Annotated in this window: 17 protein-coding genes; 16 read left to right on the plus strand and 1 reads right to left on the minus strand. The window is 37.8% G+C overall.

Annotation, left to right across the window (positions count from 1 at the left end; all coding sequences use genetic code 11):
• Window positions 1-16: 16 nt before the first annotated feature.
• A complete protein-coding gene (gene asnB / locus J1G40_RS05050) occupies window positions 17-1,864 on the minus strand; it encodes an asparagine synthase (glutamine-hydrolyzing) (protein ID WP_265241506.1) in 1,848 nt (615 codons plus the stop codon).
• Between the two features lie 409 nt (window positions 1,865-2,273).
• Here asnB and J1G40_RS05055 point away from each other — a divergent pair, with 409 nt between their 5' ends.
• From J1G40_RS05055 to J1G40_RS05130, 16 genes are all read left to right on the plus strand, one after another.
• Window positions 2,274-2,915: a sulfotransferase family protein gene (locus J1G40_RS05055; protein ID WP_265241507.1), complete on the plus strand. Its 642-nt coding sequence runs from the start codon at window positions 2,274-2,276 to the stop codon at window positions 2,913-2,915.
• 155 nt (window positions 2,916-3,070) lie between these two features.
• Window positions 3,071-4,255, plus strand: coding sequence for an O-antigen ligase family protein (locus J1G40_RS05060; protein ID WP_265241508.1), 1,185 nt, complete (start codon window positions 3,071-3,073; stop codon window positions 4,253-4,255).
• On the plus strand, window positions 4,252-5,460 hold the full coding sequence (locus J1G40_RS05065) for a glycosyltransferase (RefSeq protein WP_265241509.1): 1,209 nt from the start codon (window positions 4,252-4,254) through the stop codon (window positions 5,458-5,460). The genes J1G40_RS05060 and J1G40_RS05065 overlap by 4 nt, the downstream gene beginning before the upstream one ends.
• A 255-nt stretch (window positions 5,461-5,715) precedes the next feature.
• A complete protein-coding gene (locus J1G40_RS05070) occupies window positions 5,716-6,858 on the plus strand; it encodes a glycosyltransferase (protein WP_265241510.1) in 1,143 nt (380 codons plus the stop codon).
• Between the two features lie 196 nt (window positions 6,859-7,054).
• A complete protein-coding gene (locus J1G40_RS05075) occupies window positions 7,055-8,059 on the plus strand; it encodes a polysaccharide biosynthesis protein (RefSeq protein ID WP_265241511.1) in 1,005 nt (334 codons plus the stop codon).
• Window positions 8,059-8,487 (plus strand): sugar epimerase, encoded by a 429-nt coding sequence (locus J1G40_RS05080; RefSeq protein WP_265241512.1) that lies wholly within the window; start codon window positions 8,059-8,061, stop codon window positions 8,485-8,487. Before J1G40_RS05075 ends, J1G40_RS05080 begins: the two co-directional genes overlap by 1 nt.
• Window positions 8,488-8,525: 38 nt before the next feature.
• Window positions 8,526-9,659: an NAD-dependent epimerase/dehydratase family protein gene (locus J1G40_RS05085; RefSeq protein ID WP_265241513.1), complete on the plus strand. Its 1,134-nt coding sequence runs from the start codon at window positions 8,526-8,528 to the stop codon at window positions 9,657-9,659.
• Between the two features lie 26 nt (window positions 9,660-9,685).
• Complete coding sequence (wecB, locus tag J1G40_RS05090) at window positions 9,686-10,822, plus strand: non-hydrolyzing UDP-N-acetylglucosamine 2-epimerase (RefSeq protein ID WP_265241514.1); 1,137 nt, start codon at window positions 9,686-9,688, stop codon at window positions 10,820-10,822.
• 23 nt (window positions 10,823-10,845) lie between these two features.
• Complete coding sequence (locus J1G40_RS05095) at window positions 10,846-11,832, plus strand: methionyl-tRNA formyltransferase (protein ID WP_265241515.1); 987 nt, start codon at window positions 10,846-10,848, stop codon at window positions 11,830-11,832.
• Window positions 11,826-12,509 (plus strand): PIG-L deacetylase family protein, encoded by a 684-nt coding sequence (locus J1G40_RS05100; RefSeq protein WP_265241516.1) that lies wholly within the window; start codon window positions 11,826-11,828, stop codon window positions 12,507-12,509. The genes J1G40_RS05095 and J1G40_RS05100 overlap by 7 nt, the downstream gene beginning before the upstream one ends.
• A gap of 71 nt (window positions 12,510-12,580) precedes the next feature.
• The gene (locus J1G40_RS05105; RefSeq protein WP_265241517.1) at window positions 12,581-13,783 is read left to right on the plus strand and encodes a glycosyltransferase family 4 protein; all 1,203 of its coding nucleotides are present in this window, start codon (window positions 12,581-12,583) and stop codon (window positions 13,781-13,783) included.
• A gap of 134 nt (window positions 13,784-13,917) precedes the next feature.
• On the plus strand, window positions 13,918-14,532 hold the full coding sequence (locus tag J1G40_RS05110) for a sugar transferase (protein WP_265241518.1): 615 nt from the start codon (window positions 13,918-13,920) through the stop codon (window positions 14,530-14,532).
• On the plus strand, window positions 14,510-15,109 hold the full coding sequence (locus tag J1G40_RS05115; RefSeq protein ID WP_265241519.1) for a formyltransferase family protein: 600 nt from the start codon (window positions 14,510-14,512) through the stop codon (window positions 15,107-15,109). Before J1G40_RS05110 ends, J1G40_RS05115 begins: the two co-directional genes overlap by 23 nt.
• Window positions 15,110-15,117: 8 nt before the next feature.
• Window positions 15,118-16,236, plus strand: a complete 1,119-nt coding sequence (locus J1G40_RS05120) for a glycosyltransferase family 4 protein (RefSeq protein WP_265241520.1) — start codon at window positions 15,118-15,120, stop codon at window positions 16,234-16,236.
• Between the two features lie 2 nt (window positions 16,237-16,238).
• On the plus strand, window positions 16,239-17,264 hold the full coding sequence (locus tag J1G40_RS05125; protein WP_265241521.1) for a GNAT family N-acetyltransferase: 1,026 nt from the start codon (window positions 16,239-16,241) through the stop codon (window positions 17,262-17,264).
• Between the two features lie 29 nt (window positions 17,265-17,293).
• A complete protein-coding gene (locus tag J1G40_RS05130) occupies window positions 17,294-18,136 on the plus strand; it encodes a hypothetical protein (RefSeq protein WP_265241522.1) in 843 nt (280 codons plus the stop codon).
• Window positions 18,137-18,165: the final 29 nt, after the last annotated feature.

Genomic DNA, 18,165 nt, shown 5'->3' on the forward strand with positions numbered 1-18,165 from the left:
AAAAAGAAAGTTGTGATTAATTAAAACTATGATCCCTGTCCAGAATCGATTTTTCCCAAATATGCGGGGTTAAATCTGTCCAGCATCGCTGTGCAAAAACAAAATTGTTGTTCTCTCCGTTGACAATACTCATGATCCTGCTTTGTAACTCCTGTGGATCTATCACCAACTCCGATTCCAGAAAAGATTTAGTATGTGTAGTATCAGCAAACCATTCCTTTAAATCGTTTTGCATCCAATCTACTATGGGTGATGTAAACCCTATTTTAGATTTTCTCCAGGTAACTTCCTTAGGGAGATAGGGGTCTATAGCGTCTCTTATTAACTTTTTGGTATACCCATCCCCCAATTTGCTGGTGTATGGTAAAGAGTTTACAAAACTAACTATTCTGTGGTCCATGAACGGCATTCGGATTTCCACGCTGTTTATCATTGCATATCTGTCGTAATTCCTCAACAGGGTAGGCAAGGTTTTTTCATGGAAAATTGCGTATAAATACTTGGTTAAATTATCTAATTTCTTAAAATTAGGATGCTTGGCATCTCTGGATATATGCTCTTTCCCAAGTAGTTTTTTAGCTACTTTTTTAACCATGTAGTTAGTATAGAACTTCAAATGATTCAGACTTTCAAACTGATCACTTTTATTCAGTGTACCCTCATAGGTATTTAAAATGTCTTTAATGTTTTTTATATTGAATTTACTGTCCCACAGGGCTTCTGTAATTTGCGCATAGCCACTGATTAATTCGTCCGCTCCATGGCCGTCTAAGGTTACCGTTACCCCGTTCTGTTTTACCGCCTGGTAAGTCATTATCATGGGTATGGGAGAGGTAATGTATAAATCTTCAAACAAGTAAAAGTATTCCTCGAGCTTATTCCAGTGCTGCAGAGGGTTAATATCGATGAATGTTGCTTTAATACCCAAATGGTCGGTTACCATTTTGGCATAGTGCGACTCGTCCATGGGTGTCCCGGGAAAAGAAGCTACGAAAGCATGTTGCCAATCTTCCGCATAACTCTCATTATGGCCAGACAAATAGGCCATTGCGGCAATGGTTGCACTGCTGTCCAGGCCACCACTCAATGCTGTACCAATTGGCACATCCGATCTCATTCGCAGTTTACAAGAATCCAAGAACAGGTATCTGAAATGCTCTACTTGTTCCTCATATGTTTTTGGCACCTCCACCAAATGGTCCAAAGTGTTCCAATACCGATAGGTGTGTAATTCACCTTCTTTAAATACGGCGTTGTACCCTGGAGGAAATCGTTTTATACCTTTTATCAGGCACTTGTCTGTTGTCTCATAAGCAAGAATGTTTCTCTTCATCCAATGAAAATCTTCGGAAATTTCAACATGCTTCAAAAAGGGGTAAATCGCTTTCATTTCGGAAGCGAAAATGAACTTCCCGTCCTCAATAGCGTAAAAAAGAGGTTTTTTTCCAAATCTATCCCTGGATAAGAATAGTCTTTTATCTTCATTGTCCCATATGGCAAACGCCCACATACCATTAAATTTAAGCACACATTCTTCCCCCCACTCTATATATGCTTTAAGCAATACCTCTGTATCTGAAATGGAACTAAAACTGTGTCCTTTGGCCCTTAATTCTTCTTTAAGTTCAAGAAAGTTATAAATCTCTCCATTGAAGACTACCGTATATCGTTTATCCTCATTTTGCATGGGTTGATGACCTTTCGCAGAAAGATCTAAAATAGATAATCTTCTATGCCCTAATGATATGGAATTGTTAAGCGTTTCTATTCCATAATCATCTGGTCCTCTATGCTCCAGGGTGTCCAAAGACTGTTTAAATTGAGAATGATCCGTAGCAGGAATGGTTCCAAGAATACCGCACATAGTTAATTACTGATATAAAGTTTAGTGGCAAATATAGTATGGCTCAAGAGATTCTATTAAATTTTCTGATCATCTTTGGTTGTGACTCTCAAAATCCCCGATTAAATGACACAAAATTAGAAACGCGCTATATCGTAACATATTATCGAATCACTTCGAAAAAAATTAAAAGTAAATAAGCAGGATGAAATAATAAATACCGTCCTCAACAGTTATTCTTTAAATAACTATCTTAAATTTTACTTTAACTCCCTGAAAGTTGGCTTCATTCCTCTGAAGAACGCTATTTACGGGATTATCGGCAGGGAAATTGCTGCTCATCCCGTTTTAAAAACTTTTAACTATTAAATGCATTATTAATTAAATTTTTAATTAATCTTGCCACGAAAACCGCAGTAAAAAATTTCTTATGATCATATCACACGGAAAGAAATTCATCTTTATTCATAACTACAAAGTTGCCGGAACAAGCATGCGGCAGGCGCTTAAGAGTCATAATGATCAGTCATTTTTGAAATGCTCCCTGGATAGCAAATTTAAATTTTTACTCGGCAGCTATCCTAAGATCTATTCCAGTCAGTTTGACGGGCATTCGACTGCCCTAGAGATTAAGAATAAAATTCCGGCAGAAGTCTTTGACAGTTATTACAAGTTTGGTTTTGTTCGAAATCCTTGGGATTGGCAGGTATCGCTTTATACCTACATGTTGAAATCACCCAATCATTATCAGCACGAACTTATTACATCTTTGGGCAGCTTTGAAAAATACCTCGATTGGAGAATACATAATGAACTTCGACTGCAAAAACGGTTTTTCTACGATGAGCAGAACAATTGTCTCGTGGATTTTATTGGCAAGATGGAGCAATTAAACGAGGATCTTGATACTATCGGTCGTAAATTGGGAATCACAATAGATCTTCCTCATCTGAAAAAGAGCAGGAAGAACAATTCCTTTAGCCAGCATTATACAGAAAGAACAATAGATCTGGTAAATGAGGCATTTGCAGAGGATATTAAGACATTTGGATATACTAAACCAAGTTTATAATAATTCATTTGTATTGGACTTATATTTGAATTAATATTAAAAGTCAGCTATGAAAAAAAAGGGGTACATTTTTCCCGGGATTAATTCAGGGGTGGCTGCAAGGTTTTGTACAAGATGTTATCAATTTCAACACTAGATCAGTAATACTATCTATTATGGTATCAAAAGTTCTAGACTACGCGAAAAGATTAGGGTATTTAAATAGCTTTCTATTGCTATGCTTTTTGCTCAACTTTTTTTCAATAGGCTTTATTTTTGGCTATCTGTTAATTATTACTATTTTATTAAAGAAAGATTTTGTAAAACAAAATCTGGATTTTAATCTCCTCATACTACTGATTTTCAGCATTGTTTATGCCCTGTTTTATAGCAATGATCCTGCTAAGGGTGTTCAGTATATTTTTATTTATGCCCTGATGCCTGCTACATTATATATGTGGGGTAAACAACTTGTACAAAATTCAAAAGACACTGCTCAGTTGTTCTATGTTTTACTTGGCTTTGGAATAATTATTTCTTCAGCATCACTAATATCTGTTTTATTAAATATTCAGGAGGGAGGATTTGTACAGGGATCCAGAAGTGTCCCGTTCTTTTGGACTAAAAAACTAACCAATGCCACAGGGGTGGCTGCGCCGTTCGTATTAAATATGTGTATCCCGGCAATATTATTATCCAGCCCTAAAAGACTATCTCTTTGGATGAAAATAGCTCTGGCGATAATATTTGGTCTTACTCTGGTGTGTGTTTTAAGATTGGGTAGTAGAACCCAGTTGGTAATTGCAATGTTTACGTTTTTGGTTGCCTTGGTTTATATGGTTCCTAAACATTCTTTAAAACAAAATGTAACCTTATTGTTCTTGCTTCTTGCTTGTATTTTTCTGGTATATAGAAATGTGTCTTTCAATTGGGACGCAGATTGGTTATCTAGTTTTGCCGGGAGAATGGATAATAATGGTACCAATGATGTTGCCAGTGGGGGTGGTAGAACTGGCCGTTGGTTTAAATCCATGCAATATATAATAGAAAAACCCCTTGGCTGGGACGTAAAAGAATTTGGTTATTCTCATAACCTATGGTTTGATGTGCTAAGACTAGGGACGGTAATTTCGTTTTTCTTACTGGTATTCTTTACCATACGCTCTATGTTTCAAATTAAGCATGTGAAAACCATAGCCCCTGCAGATACCTCATTCAATGTTATCACCCTGGTATATTTTATTGCATTTATGCTTCTTTTTATGGTAGAACCAATTATTGATGGTTCTTTCTACATATTTGTTTTTTTCTGTCTCTTTATGGGGATCATTAACAAGTACAATACGAGTCCAAGGACATGATCAAAATATTTTATGCAAGCTCTTTATGTTCCGAGAATGTCTTGAAATACATCTTCGAAACTTCCAGTCAAAAACCGGGTCTGGCGATACAAAAGTTCCACCGGTTAATTGTTGAAGGAATGGGCATGCACCCTGCTGAATGCAAAGTTGAAACCCTAAGCACAATTCCGGTTACAGCTACTTCTCATAAAAAGAGATTCTGGAAGACAAGCAGGGAAAATGTTAATAATGTTTCCTACCGTTATGTTCCCCTGATCAACTTTGCCGTTATAAAAAATTTAGGAGTATTCATTTATACTCTATTTAGCTTCTTTTTCAGGACACTCTTTAAGCGCAAAAAAGAGAAGAAAGTAATCATTTGTGATGTGTTGAATTTATCTATTACCGCTGCCTCATTACTTGCTTCGAGGCTTACATTTACCAAAATTATAGCGGTTGTTACAGATTTTCCAGGCATGATGGTTGGTAATTCCGGTGAAAAAGCCGGACTAAAGGCCGGGAGTTATAAAGCCCTAGTTTCCTGGATGTTGTCCAAATTTGATGGGTATATCTTGCTTACACAGCAGATGAATGAAGTGGTTAATCCCAAAAACAAACCATATATGATTATGGAGGGCCTGGTGGATATTAGTATGCAAACAACTTCCAATGTGCTTGAGGAAAAGGATGCTGATCGGATTTTGATTTATGCCGGAGGACTTTATGAAAAGTATGGAATAAAAACGCTTATAGATGCATTTTTTGAACTTAAAGGAGAGGATTTAAAGCTTCATCTGTATGGCAAAGGACAGATGGTAAAAGACATGGACAAGTACTCAAATAAAGATCCAAGGGTAATTTATATGGGTATTGTCCCCAATGAAATTGTAGTCCGGGATCAGTTGAAGGCCACCCTTTTGATAAATCCCAGACCCACTACAGAAGCTTTTACCAAATATTCTTTTCCATCTAAGAATATGGAATATATGGTATCAGGAACTCCAATGGTGACCACCAACCTCCCGGGGATGCCTGAAGAATATCATAATTTTGTTTATCTCTTCCAGGATGAAAGTGTGGAGGGCGTTTACGATGCTCTTAATACTATTCTAAGTAAAACAAGAAAAGAATTACATCAATTTGGATCACAATCCAAAAATTTTGTGATGGATCATAAAAACAACAAGGTACAGGCAGCAAGAATACTGGATTTCTTGCAGCTATGAGTGCCAATAAAGACAGATAAATACCATTGGCCAGGAGACCATATAGTGTTACTATATTCTCCTAAGATATTATAACCCCAAAATGGGGTTTAAAAATCAGGCTGTCAACTAACTGAATACAAAATCTACACCTCACTTTCTGGATTGCCGAAGCCCGCATATTGATTTTTGGATAGCCAGGTATAATTTTTAAAATATAGCAGCGTTTAATGGTTGAACAGATCGGAAACCTAACAGACATATCAACAGGCATTAATGACAAATCATAAAAAACAAATAATCCTAATCTATCCGGGATTCCCACATTATAGAAATGGTGTAATAGAAGCACTTCTGGAATCTGATAAAAACACCTATCACTTTGCCGGCGATAAAAGAGGTTATAATGAAATTAAGCCATATGATTTTAAGGATTATCCGCACTTCTACGATTTTCCTTCATACAGGATTGGGACTTTCTGGTTCAACCGAGGACTACTTCGCTTTATTTTATTTAAAAAATTTGATGGTGCAATTGTCCATTCCTCGCCATACTGGATAAGTATAATTATTGCCTCAATTATTCTAAAAATCAAAGGAATACCCAATTATAACTGGGCACACGGCGTATTAGATAATATCGTAAACCTGAGAAGCAAACTATATGTCCTCTTTTACAAATCTTTATTTAAAGGACTGTTGCTTTATGGTAATATCTCCAAGGACAACCTTGTCCGACTGGGATATAAAAGTGAAAAAATTACAGTGGTTTACAACTCTCTGGATTACAAAGCTCAAATTGGTTTTCGCGGGAGTGTTAATTCAGATCAACGCAAACAATTCAGAGCTTCATTATTTACAAATCCGGTTAATAGTCAATTGATTTTTATTGGAAGGTTAATACCGGAGAAGAAACTAGACATGCTTATCAATGCGGCGGCACTATTAAAAAATGAACAGGTTATTGTCAATTTACTATTTGTAGGAGATGGGCCGGAAAGAGAAAATCTACAGCAATTAGTCAAAAACAAGGATTTGGAGTCTCAAGTTTGTTTTTATGGAGCATCTTATGACGAGGCTGCTAACTATCAATTGATATATTCGAGCGACTGTTGTGTTGCACCAGGACAAATTGGTTTAACGGCCATTCATTCTTTAATGTATGGTGTGCCGGTAATCTCACATAATAATCCAAATGATCAGGGGCCAGAATTTGAAGCTATTAAGCATCTTAAGAATGGTGCACTATTCCAATATAACGACGAGATAGATCTTAAGAATAAAATATTAGAAGTACTGCAAATGATCAGCGCTAAAACACCAACGGAGATAGAAAATGATTGTTACGAAATTGTTGATCAGTACTACAATCCTGAAGTGCAACGCCAATTAATTGAAAGTGCTTTTGAACCCAAATGAAAATTGAATTTAAAGAAGGGGCTCTTCCGAAAAATATATAGAAAGAATTATCGTTGAGTTCTTAGGAGATGTTTTCTTTATTTTGAAAATGCATCCCCACAATCAAAAATAACCAAAGGAATGAATAGTTCCACCAAGCTCTATGAGAGCAAAACTGTTACTGTTCTTCCAAAAAACTAAATAGCAAATCAAAACTATGTTTAAAGGCAAAACATTACTAATTACAGGTGGTACAGGTTCTTTCGGGAATGCAGTTCTCAACCGCTTTCTGGAAACAGATATAAAAGAAATTCGCATTTTCAGCAGGGATGAGAAGAAGCAGGACGATATGCGAACGCGCTTAAAAAATAACAAAGTTAAATTCTATATCGGTGACGTACGCGATTATAATAGTATAGCCAAAGCAATGCATGGCGTAGACTACGTATTTCATGCCGCAGCCCTAAAACAGGTGCCTTCCTGCGAATTTTTCCCAATAGAAGCCGCAAAGACCAATGTTTTTGGTACTCAGAATACCATAGATGCCGCCGTTGCAAACAATGTGGGTAAAATTATCTGTCTGAGTACAGATAAAGCAGCCTACCCTATTAATGCCATGGGTATTAGTAAGGCACTTATGGAGAAAGTGGCTGTAGCAGCTTCACGAAATATTCCTGAAGATAAAACAACGGTATGCCTTACCCGATACGGAAATGTAATGGCCTCCAGAGGTTCTGTAATTCCACTATTTGTTAAGCAAATAGAGGATAAATTACCGATTACGGTGACAGACCCCAATATGACCAGGTTTTTAATGTCGCTTGAAGATGCCGTAGATTTGGTGCTGTTTGCATTTAAAAATGGCAACCAGGGAGACTTGTTCGTAAATAAGGCGCCGGCAAGTACCATTGGGGATCTTGCAGAGGCGATAAAAGGAATTTTTAACGCTGATAACGATATTAAAGTTATTGGGACCAGGCATGGGGAAAAACTCTATGAGACCTTGTGTACCAGGGAAGAGATGCAAAAGGCCGAAGATATGGGCGAATTTTACAGAATTCCGGCAGACAACAGAGACCTCAACTACAGCCGATACTTTTCGGAGGGAGAAACAGATATTAGTTCAATAGAAGATTACCATTCGCACAATACTACACTGCTGACCAATGATGCCCTGAAGAATATTCTCCTGGATCTGGATTTTATAAAGGAAAATCTGTAATGCCATCATTAAAACTTATCCAGGGATCTAGTTTTAAAGACGAAAGGGGCCAACTTAACTTTTTCAATTCGTTTGAAATGAATGAGATTGTGAGGTTTTATGAAATAGCCCCCAATGATACGGAAACCGTAAGGGCCTGGCAGGGACATAAACATGAAAAAAAATGGTTCTATTGCAATTCGGGTGCATTTGTTGTCAATCTGATTAAAATAGATAATTTTGAAAAGCCATCTGATGATTTAAAAGGCGAGATGTACCATTTGTCCTCGGACAATCCGGTTGTTCTGGAAGTTTCAGGAGGGTATGCCTCAGGAATTAAGGCATTGATGAAAGATTCGCGCTTACTTGTATTTTCTAACTTTGGCCTTGAGCAATCTAAAGCGGACGATTATCGATTTGCCCCGAATACCTGGGAATTCCTGGGGTAATTCATAAACCATATAAGCATGCGTAAAATTCTAAAATAATGAAACAAATAGGTATAACAGGTCAGGCCGGTTTTGTAGGCAACCATCTTTATACGACCCTATCTTTGGACGAAAACATTACACTTGTCCCTTTCGAGAGATCGTTCTTCGATGATAGTGACAAATTAGAGTTATTTGTTTCTAAATGTGATGTAGTTGTGCATTTGGCGGCTATGAACCGTCATGAAGATCCGGAAGTGATCTACAATACCAACATACAACTTGTTTCAAAGCTGATTGCTGCTTGTGAGGCAAAAGGTGCAACTCCACATATTATATTTTCCTCTTCTTCACAGGAAGAACGTGATAACCTTTATGGTAAATCTAAAAAAGAAGGAAAAGAAAAATTTGCCAGTTGGGCATCAACAAATAATGGAAAGTTTACGTCACTTACTATTCCTAACGTTTTTGGTCCTTTCGGAAAACCTAATTACAATTCGGTTGTCGCAACTTTTTGTCATAAAGTTGCCAATGGTGAACAACCCACAATAATTAACGATGGTGAAGTGGGCCTTATTTATATCAATGAGCTCATACAATTTTTTATCAGAGCAATCAACGGGGAGCTAGAGGGCATCCCATTAGGAACCAACAGTATAGAGGTGAAAATACCTCCATCCTATCATAAAAAAGTATCTGCCATCCTGGATCTGCTTAAAGCCTACAAAACAGACTATATGGAGCAGGGTGTTTTCCCCAGCTTGGAGCAAGATTTTGAAAAAGCACTTTTTAATACCTTTCGCTGCTATGTGCCTGAGGAACACTACCCGGTAAAATTCACCAAACACACTGATAACAGAGGAAGTTTTGTAGAAATTGCAAGGACACAAACCAGCGGTCAGTTTTCGTTCTCTACCACAGTTCCTGGTATTACCCGAGGTAATCACTTTCACACAAGAAAAGCAGAACGTTTTGCGGTAATACAAGGAAAAGCCAGGATACAATTGCGAAAAATCGGCACTGATAAAGTCATAAATTATGAGCTTGACGGAGATACACCTGCCTATGTCGATATGCCCATATGGCATACGCATAATATCAAAAATGTAGGCGACACAGAACTCATTACCCTGTTCTGGATCAATGAACCATATAATCCCGAAGATGCGGATACGTATTTCGAGGATGTATAATTATAAACCAATAGAAAGATTTAAAGTTGAAAAAACTAAAAGTTGTTACCGTTGTAGGCACCAGGCCAGAAATAATCAGACTTGCCTGTGTTCTTAATGCACTAGATGCAAATGAAGCTATTGATCATACATTAGTTCATACTGGCCAGAATTACGATTATGAACTTAATGAGATATTTTTTGAAGATCTTGAGATTAGAAAGCCCGATCATTTTCTGAACGCTGCCGGTAAAAACGCTACGGAAACAGTAGGAAATATATTGATCAAGATAGATCCAATTTTAGAAACTATAGACCCTGATGCGTTTCTTGTTCTGGGCGACACCAATTCATGCCTATGTGCAATTCCGGCTAAAAAACGAAAGATTCCTGTTTTTCATATGGAAGCCGGTAACCGTTGTTTTGACCAAAGAGTACCGGAAGAAACAAACAGAAAAATTGTTGATCATGTAGCCGATATCAATCTGACTTATAGTGATATTGCCAGAGAATATTTACTGAGAGAAGGACTTTCGCCAGATAGGGTCATCAAGACAGGAAGTCCAATGTTTGAAGTTCTAAGTAAGTTCAGAGCTAAAATTGAGGCATCTGATGTTCTAAGCAAACTAAATCTGGAGTCTCAAAAATACTTTGTAGTCTCCTCACATCGCGAAGAAAATATCAATAATCCAAGAAATTTTGAAGGACTGATCACTTCTCTGAATCAAATTGCAGAAAAGTACAATTATCCGGTAATTGTTTCTACACATCCCAGAACAAGAAACATGCTGGATGCTAAAGATGTAAAAACTCATAAAAACATCCAATTTTTAAAACCCCTGGGGTTTTCCGATTATAACGCCCTTCAATTTAATTCTTATGCAGTTCTGTCTGATAGTGGAACAATTTCAGAGGAGTCTTCCATTTTAAATTTTCATGCCCTCAATATTCGGGAAGCACATGAAAGACCTGAAGCGATGGAAGAAGCTTCGGTAATGATGGTCGGATTGCGACCGGAGCGAATAATGCAGGCTTTGACTGCTTTAGAAGTTCAAAAAAGAAATCCTGAACGTAATTTTAGACAGGTTTCAGATTACAGTATGCCCAATGTCAGCGAGAAAGTGGTAAGGATCATTCTCTCCTATGTTGATTATGTTAATAGGGTAGTATGGTCTAAACCGTAGCTCATAAATGATAAATGGCGGCAATGGATGCGAATAAAGAAAAAATAAAGATATTCTGCATAGGTTCAAATCTTGAATCTTATGAATGCCTTAAGTACCTTGTGTTGAAAGGATGTGCAATAGATACCCTCATTACATTACCTGCCGGTCAGGACAAGAATGTCTCGGACTATTATGATCTCCACGATTTTTGTGAACAGAATGGAATTGAAACCATAGATACGCTAAATGTAAATTCCGAATCAACTGTAGCTAAAGTAAAGGAAGCAAAGCCAGACTATCTCTTTACACTGGGTTGGAGTCAGATATTCAGGGAAGATTTTATCGGTTGTTTTTCACAATTCATAGTAGGGACGCATCCTTCAAAATTGCCATATGGGCGCGGTAGGGCTCCCCTACCCTGGACAATCATAGAAGGTTTATCCGCATCTGCTGTCAGTTTTTTTAAAATAGACACCGGAGTTGATACTGGTAAAATCATTACCCAGAAGCATTTTGAAATTCCAGACAGATGTTATGTAAACGAATTATATGAATTGGTTGCAGAACAACTAAGTGTGGGATTTTTTGAAATTTATTCTGACATCAATTCCAACAAGACTATTTCTTTTTCTCCCCAGGAAACAGACGGGGTTACCGTAAGAGGTAAAAGGAGTCCGGAAGACGGGTTAATAACATTCAACAAAACTGTAGACGAGATAGACAAGTTAATAAGAGCGGTATCGCATCCCTACCCCGGCGCTTATTGCTATTATAAGGACAAGAAAATTATTTTCTGGGAAGTAGCACTGGATGAAGATGGCAATTATTCTGGCACTCCCGGTCAAATCCTAAAAAAAGACAGCAAGGGCATACTAGTGCAATTTCTGGACGGGAATTTATGGCTGAGAATGCCAGCGTTTGATGATGGCACAGCTGTAGACCTAAAAGTGTTTCGGTTGGGAGAAAAACTGGGTTACCATCTACAGGATGAAATATATTACTTAAGAAAACAATTAGGCAAATGTTAGAATTATTTAATAAAGTACTTGTGATAGCGGCGCATCCGGATGATGAAATCCTTGGGGTTGGCGGTACTATTTCCCGGCTGATCAAAATGGGAAAAGAAGTGGATATTTTGATTTTTACAGATGGGAGCAGCACACAGTATTTTAATGATTCCGCCCTTTTAGAAGATAAATTTGAGCAGGCCGAGAATGCATGCAAGGTAGTTGGGGCACGTTTACTCCCCCGGTTAGATTTTCCTGATATGAGATTGGATACGGTGGCTCATGTGGATATTAACATTGCCTTGGGGAAGGTTATTTCACAAGGAGCATACGATACTGTTTTTGTGCAAGATCGGACCGATGTTAACCAGGACCATATTGAGCTGTACAAAAGCGCCATGGTGGCTTGCAGACCCGCTCCCGGACAAAAAGTGAACCATCTACTGTCTTATTATGTAAACTCATCTACAGAATGGGGAAATATGCTGAATAAAAAGCCTTTTAACCCTAATGTATTTATAGATATTTCATCTACAATAGATGATAAGATTGCAGCCATGGAAAAATATGAAGCAGAAATGAGGCCTTATCCGCACCCCAGGAGTTCGGAAGCCATTAGAAATTCGGCCAAATATTTTGGTAACATGGTGGGTACTGCTTATGCGGAACCCTTTCACCTGGTATTTACAAAGAGTTAGAAAAGCACAAAAAAGAGGAAGTATTTATTACTTCAAGTACATTAAACCACATTGTCGGCAAATTAAGTTATATGAGAATTATTTATCTGGGACTGTCAGTACCGAATTTGGACGATTACCTTATGATGATGACAGATTTAATGATGGAATTTCAAAAAGCGGGCCACGACATTGTGCTGGTTGGGCCAAGTTATGACGACACTAAACTGGGCTTACAAATAGAACGGGGGGTGAAAGTGGTTAGAGTACCCACCATGAAATTGTTTAATGTTGGAAAAATCCAGAAGGGCATTGCTAACCTGCTACTGCCTTATCAATACAAAAAAGCACTTAAAAAAAGTGGGGTCGATTTAAATTTTGACCTTGTAATTATGCCTACTCCACCTATTACCCTGGCGGCTTTGGCCAATTGGCTCAAAAAGAAATATCATTCAAAGGTCTATTTAATTCTTCGTGATATATTTCCACAAAATGCAGTAGATCTTAAGATGATGAGAAAGGGAAGTCCGGCATATCGCTACTTTCGCAATATGGAGAAAAAACTATATCGTGTTTCCGATAGTATAGGATGTATGTCTCCGAAAAATATCGAATTTGTATTGCAACATAATCCTGAAATAAACCAGGATAAACTCCATTTATTGCCCAACTGGTCTACCTATTACCCAATCCTCTCAGAAGAAAGGGTCGTCAAAATTAAAAAGGATTACGGTCTGCAAGATAAATTCATTGTGATGTTTGGCGGCAACATTGGCAGGCCTCAGAAAATGGAAAATGTTGTGGCACTTGCTAAAGCATGTAAAGATATCAATGATATTTTCTTCTTTATAATCGGTGGAGGTACAGAGAAAGAGAACCTGGAAAATCTATTGGCGAAAGAACAGCTCGATAATATCAAGTTACAAGGATTTCTATCCAAGAAAGAATACGCCGAGGTGCTGCAGATTGCAGATGTTGGACTAATTTCTTTAAGTGAAGAGTTTACCATTCCCAATTACCCTTCAAAAAGCATAGCTTATTTCAATGCTAAAAAACCCATATTAGCTTCGCTCGACCTCAATACCGATTTCGGTACACAAATGGAGGAAATAGGCGCTGGATTATGGGCCGAAGCCGGGAAAACCGAGAAGTTGAAAGCACTATTAATACAGCTTTACAACAATACGGAGCTAAGGAAAAAAATGGGGGAAAATGGCCATAGTTATATGGTAGATAACTTATTGACACCCAAGGCATACCAGACAATAATCAACAGACCTGAAATTGGTGCATAATCCACAACATTATTTCTGTGATTCACTGCAACAAAGCATATCCTCCACTCGTTTGGTATAAAGTACTTTTTAACGATTAAATTGAAATTAAGCAAAAATTAAGTGGTTATTTTGTCCTTAAATTCCTAATAAACATGTACAAAACGGTTGGCAAACGTCTTTTGGATTTCCTTGCAGCTGTCACTTTATTAGTGGCTCTGAGCCCCGTATTATTCATTGTTTCCATTCTTTTGTTTATCGTTAATGACAGGAAGGTCTTCTTTTATCAACAAAGACCTGGAAAACATGAAAAAGTCTTCAGCATCATTAAGTTCAAAACTATGACCGATGCTACGGACGAGGATGGAAATCTTCTACTAGATAAAGACCGGCTCACCCCTGTGGGGAAATTTGTTAGAAAAGCGTCAATAGATGAAATACCTCAGCTTATAAATGTGCTGAAGGGAGAAATGAGCCTTATTGGCCCAAGACCATTATTAATACGTTACCTCCCATATTATAATGCTCAAGAACAAAAAAGGCATTCGGTATTACCGGGCATAACCGGACTTGCACAGGTTTCCGGCAGGAATATGTTGAATTGGGACGACAGGTTGGCCAAGGATAAGGAGTATGTTGAGAATATTTCATTTTTATTAGATCTAAAGATATTTTTCCTTACCATAAAAAATGTAATGAGTTCTAAGGATACGGCCATTGATCCACAATCATTAATGCTAGATTTAGATGAGTACAGAGAAAAAGCTTAATTGGGCCATACTGGTAACTGGCTGGGGCAGAAATGCCAAGGATACCATTGAAAATTATCAGCAAGGATTACTAAATAAGTCAGATATCAAACTTCTGGTATATCAATCCCTGCCTTGTGGTGCAGCCGAGGCAGCTGAAAATGCCGGAATAGAAACCCTGCGCCTGGAGCGTAAGGACTATGCCAGTGTAGAAGATTACCAGCAAGTCATCATCAAAGAATTAAACTCAAGAAAAATAGATTACGTCCTATTATTAAGTTTTAAATATATCATAAGGGAGGAAATGCTCAAAGCCTTTCCCAATAGGATTATCAATATACATCCCTCATTGTTTCCAAGTTTTCTGGCTACCACTACTGCCATTCAGGAAGCATTGGCGTATGGGGTACGAATTTCCGGTATTACCACACATATTATAGATGACAAAATTGACGAGGGTACCATTCTGTGTCAGGAGCCAATACGCTTTGAAGAAAACGAAACCTTTGAATCCGTTTATCCCAAGTTTGCTGCAACAGCACCGAAACTTATCCTGGATACTATAAGTTTAATAGAGCAGAAGCATTTCAAAGATTAAACAGGCCCATGAAAATCCTTTTTTTACTCAGTAGAATAGAAAAAAGCGGGGTGTGTATTCATACCCTGGACCTGGCACATGGTCTCGCCCGGGAAGGGCATGAAATGCTCATGATTACTGGGGGTATAACAGATCCTGGGAATTCCTACCTGAACGAAATTAAAAGACAGTTTGAGGATCTGGGGATGGATATTAAGTACTTTAAAACTCCCAAGGGTAACTTGTTTAACAAGGCGGCTGTTTCCCTGATTTCCATTGTACAGATACTTGTCTGGATATTGAGAGTGAAATCGGATGTTATTCATTCACAGTCGCCCTACATGACATTTCTACCCTGGTTGTTAGGAAGAAAATACGTAACCACGGTGCATAATGTGCAACTTGTAAAGAATATCAAATATAAAAATCCGACTGCACTTATCGCTATCAGTGAGGAATCTAAGGAATATGCAATAAGCCATTTGGGCGCCAAAAGAGCATCTATTTCTATTGTATGCCATGGAGTTTCTAAACGCTATGCCGATCATTTATCAGCATCGGAAAAGGCCGGTCTTAAAAATGAATTAGGTATTCCTGAAGATAAAATTATTATTGGTTTTGTAGGGAGAATCACAGTTGAAAAGGGGTTGGATGTGCTGATCGATGCTGTTGATAAGTACTTGCCAAGCGACCTGAAAGAAAAAGTACAGCTGGTATTCCTGGGCGATTTCTATAGTGAATATGATGAAAACTTTTTGAAGAAGGTTATTGCCGAGTCCGGTATAACAAATAAGATCAGTATGGTCTCATTTCAGGATCCATTACCCTTCTATAATATTTTTGATATTTTCGTTCTACCCTCCAAATCCGAGGCGTTTGGCCTTGTTTGTGTTGAAGCTATGTTATGTGGTTGTTGTACCATCAGGACAAATACCAATGGTGCTCTGGATCAAATACAGCACGGGGTAGACGGATTTATTTTTGAGAATGAAGATTCAGAAACTTTGGCCGGGATAATTAAGGACCTCATGGAAAATCCGGAATTGGCCACCACCGTAGCTCAAAATGGTTATCAAAAAGCTTTGGAAAACTTTACAATTGATACCATGACAAAAAAAACGCTCGAAGTATATCGCAAAATTGTTTAAAAATGGAGTTGGAAACAGTAACCATAATCAGGGATAAAAACGAATGGGAAAGCGTACTCAAGGAATTTGATACGTTCGACTTTTACCACACATACGACTATCACAATATCTCTAAAGCCGAAGGCGAGATTCCTGAATTGTTAGTGTATAGGCAGGATGAATGCCTTATTGCCCTTCCATTACTGGTTAGAAGGGTATTTGACACCAAATACTTTGATGCCACCTCGGTTTATGGATATGCCGGGCCGCTATCAAAAAATCTAGGTGAAGATTTTGATAATAGTGCATTTCATACCTACTTCGATAATTATTTGCGATCTCAAAATATAATCTCTGTTTTTTCACGTTTAAATCCCTATATAGATGGTCAGGAAGCGGTATTGAAAAACATAGGAAAATTCAGGACCATCCAAAACATCGTTAATATAGATCTGACACTGAGTTTAGATGAACAGCGCTCACAATATCGAAGAGATACCAGAAGCAGGGTAAACAAGGCGAGAAGGCTTTTCCGTGTGGTAAAAGCAACTACCCCTGAGGAAATTGAAGCTTTTATATCTATTTACACTGAAACCATGGAGAAGCTAAATGCCAGTGAATCCTATTTCTTTGATAAAAGCTACTTCTTTGAATTCCTGGAATGCGAGGATTTCAAAACGGATATTCTGCTCGCGGTTCATTTAGAAACAGGAGACATTGGCGCCGCTACTATGTTTGTAAAGACCAACAATATTATTCAATATCATTTATCCGGCACGAAATCTGAATATTTCAAACTGGCCCCTTCAAGATTGTTATTAGATGAAATGAGGCTACAGGGTACTGAACAAGGGTATACCTTTTTTAATTTGGGTGGTGGCTACCAAAGTCCGGAAGATGCATTATTTGCTTTTAAATCATCTTTTTCAAATAATTTGAAGACTTGGAACGTTTGGACATATATAGCCGATCAACAGGTATATGATGAACTGGCCAAGGAAGTAGATGTAGCCGATGAGGAATTCTTCCCTAAATACAGGGCAAAATAGTTTTAATTAATCTGAAAATATCATATTCAATGTTAGTATTTGTAGTTCCCGTAAAAAGTGAAAAAGTTTCCACTAATTGGAAAGTATTTTCAATTCTGGTAGAACGTACCATGCAATCTATTTGTCAGCAAACCTCACAGAATTTCAAGGTTGTGGTGGTGTGCCATGAGATTCCGGAGATGAATTTTAAGCACGAGAATCTGGAATTTATACAGGTAGATTTTGATCCGCCATCTACAAAACGAATTGATGATCCTAATGAAATAGATCCAAAGAACCCCTATAGAAATGTTGCCAAAGAAGAAGATAAGGCAAGAAAGATAATGAAAGGTGTGGAGTACGGACGCAAATACAATCCTGACTATTATATGGTGGTAGATGCGGACGATTGCATAAGTAAGCATCTTGTAAAATTTGTGGATGAAAACAAAAGTCCGGAAAACGTCGGGTGGTATTTTAAACAAGGTTTTATTTATAACGAAGGAAGTAACCTAATCTTTCTGAATAAAAACACCTTTAATGTTTTATGTGGTACTTGTATCATTGTGGCCGCTGACTATGTAGATCAGCTTTTACCTCAAGAGCCTTTTGTAGTCTTCACTCATGATTTTACCACCTTGAGTAATGGCAAGGAAATGAAACCCCTGCCATTTACGGGAGCCATTTACAGTATTGCCAATACCGAGAATTATTGCAGTACCCCGGAGGCGGTGAAAAGGATGAATTCCTATAAAATATTTGAAGGGGAGTTCTATGTGAATATCATCAGGAAAATGAAGAAATATCGTATTAAATTGGTTAATCGCAATCTGAGAAACACCTTTGGATTGTACAAACTAGACTTTTCCAAGGTTTTTGAAACCACTGAATAGGATAAATAACAATCTATTGTTACCGCTAG

The organism is Muriicola sp. Z0-33 (assembly GCF_026126425.1).
Taxonomy (GTDB): Bacteria; Bacteroidota; Bacteroidia; order Flavobacteriales; family Flavobacteriaceae; genus JAFMPW01.

Coding starts and splice junctions, on each gene's coding strand:
- J1G40_RS05130 (WP_265241522.1), top strand. CDS start 17,294: ATGTTAGTATTTGTAGTTCCCGTAAAAAGTGAAAAAGTTTCCACTAAT.
- J1G40_RS05125 (WP_265241521.1), top strand. CDS start 16,239: ATGGAGTTGGAAACAGTAACCATAATCAGGGATAAAAACGAATGGGAA.
- J1G40_RS05120 (WP_265241520.1), top strand. CDS start 15,118: ATGAAAATCCTTTTTTTACTCAGTAGAATAGAAAAAAGCGGGGTGTGT.
- J1G40_RS05080 (WP_265241512.1), top strand. CDS start 8,059: ATGCCATCATTAAAACTTATCCAGGGATCTAGTTTTAAAGACGAAAGG.
- J1G40_RS05095 (WP_265241515.1), top strand. CDS start 10,846: ATGGATGCGAATAAAGAAAAAATAAAGATATTCTGCATAGGTTCAAAT.
- J1G40_RS05105 (WP_265241517.1), top strand. CDS start 12,581: ATGAGAATTATTTATCTGGGACTGTCAGTACCGAATTTGGACGATTAC.
- J1G40_RS05070 (WP_265241510.1), top strand. CDS start 5,716: ATGACAAATCATAAAAAACAAATAATCCTAATCTATCCGGGATTCCCA.
- J1G40_RS05075 (WP_265241511.1), top strand. CDS start 7,055: ATGTTTAAAGGCAAAACATTACTAATTACAGGTGGTACAGGTTCTTTC.
- J1G40_RS05085 (WP_265241513.1), top strand. CDS start 8,526: ATGAAACAAATAGGTATAACAGGTCAGGCCGGTTTTGTAGGCAACCAT.
- J1G40_RS05060 (WP_265241508.1), top strand. CDS start 3,071: ATGGTATCAAAAGTTCTAGACTACGCGAAAAGATTAGGGTATTTAAAT.
- J1G40_RS05100 (WP_265241516.1), top strand. CDS start 11,826: ATGTTAGAATTATTTAATAAAGTACTTGTGATAGCGGCGCATCCGGAT.
- asnB (WP_265241506.1), bottom strand. CDS start 1,864: ATGTGCGGTATTCTTGGAACCATTCCTGCTACGGATCATTCTCAATTT.
- J1G40_RS05110 (WP_265241518.1), top strand. CDS start 13,918: ATGTACAAAACGGTTGGCAAACGTCTTTTGGATTTCCTTGCAGCTGTC.
- J1G40_RS05065 (WP_265241509.1), top strand. CDS start 4,252: ATGATCAAAATATTTTATGCAAGCTCTTTATGTTCCGAGAATGTCTTG.
- J1G40_RS05055 (WP_265241507.1), top strand. CDS start 2,274: ATGATCATATCACACGGAAAGAAATTCATCTTTATTCATAACTACAAA.
- J1G40_RS05115 (WP_265241519.1), top strand. CDS start 14,510: ATGAGTACAGAGAAAAAGCTTAATTGGGCCATACTGGTAACTGGCTGG.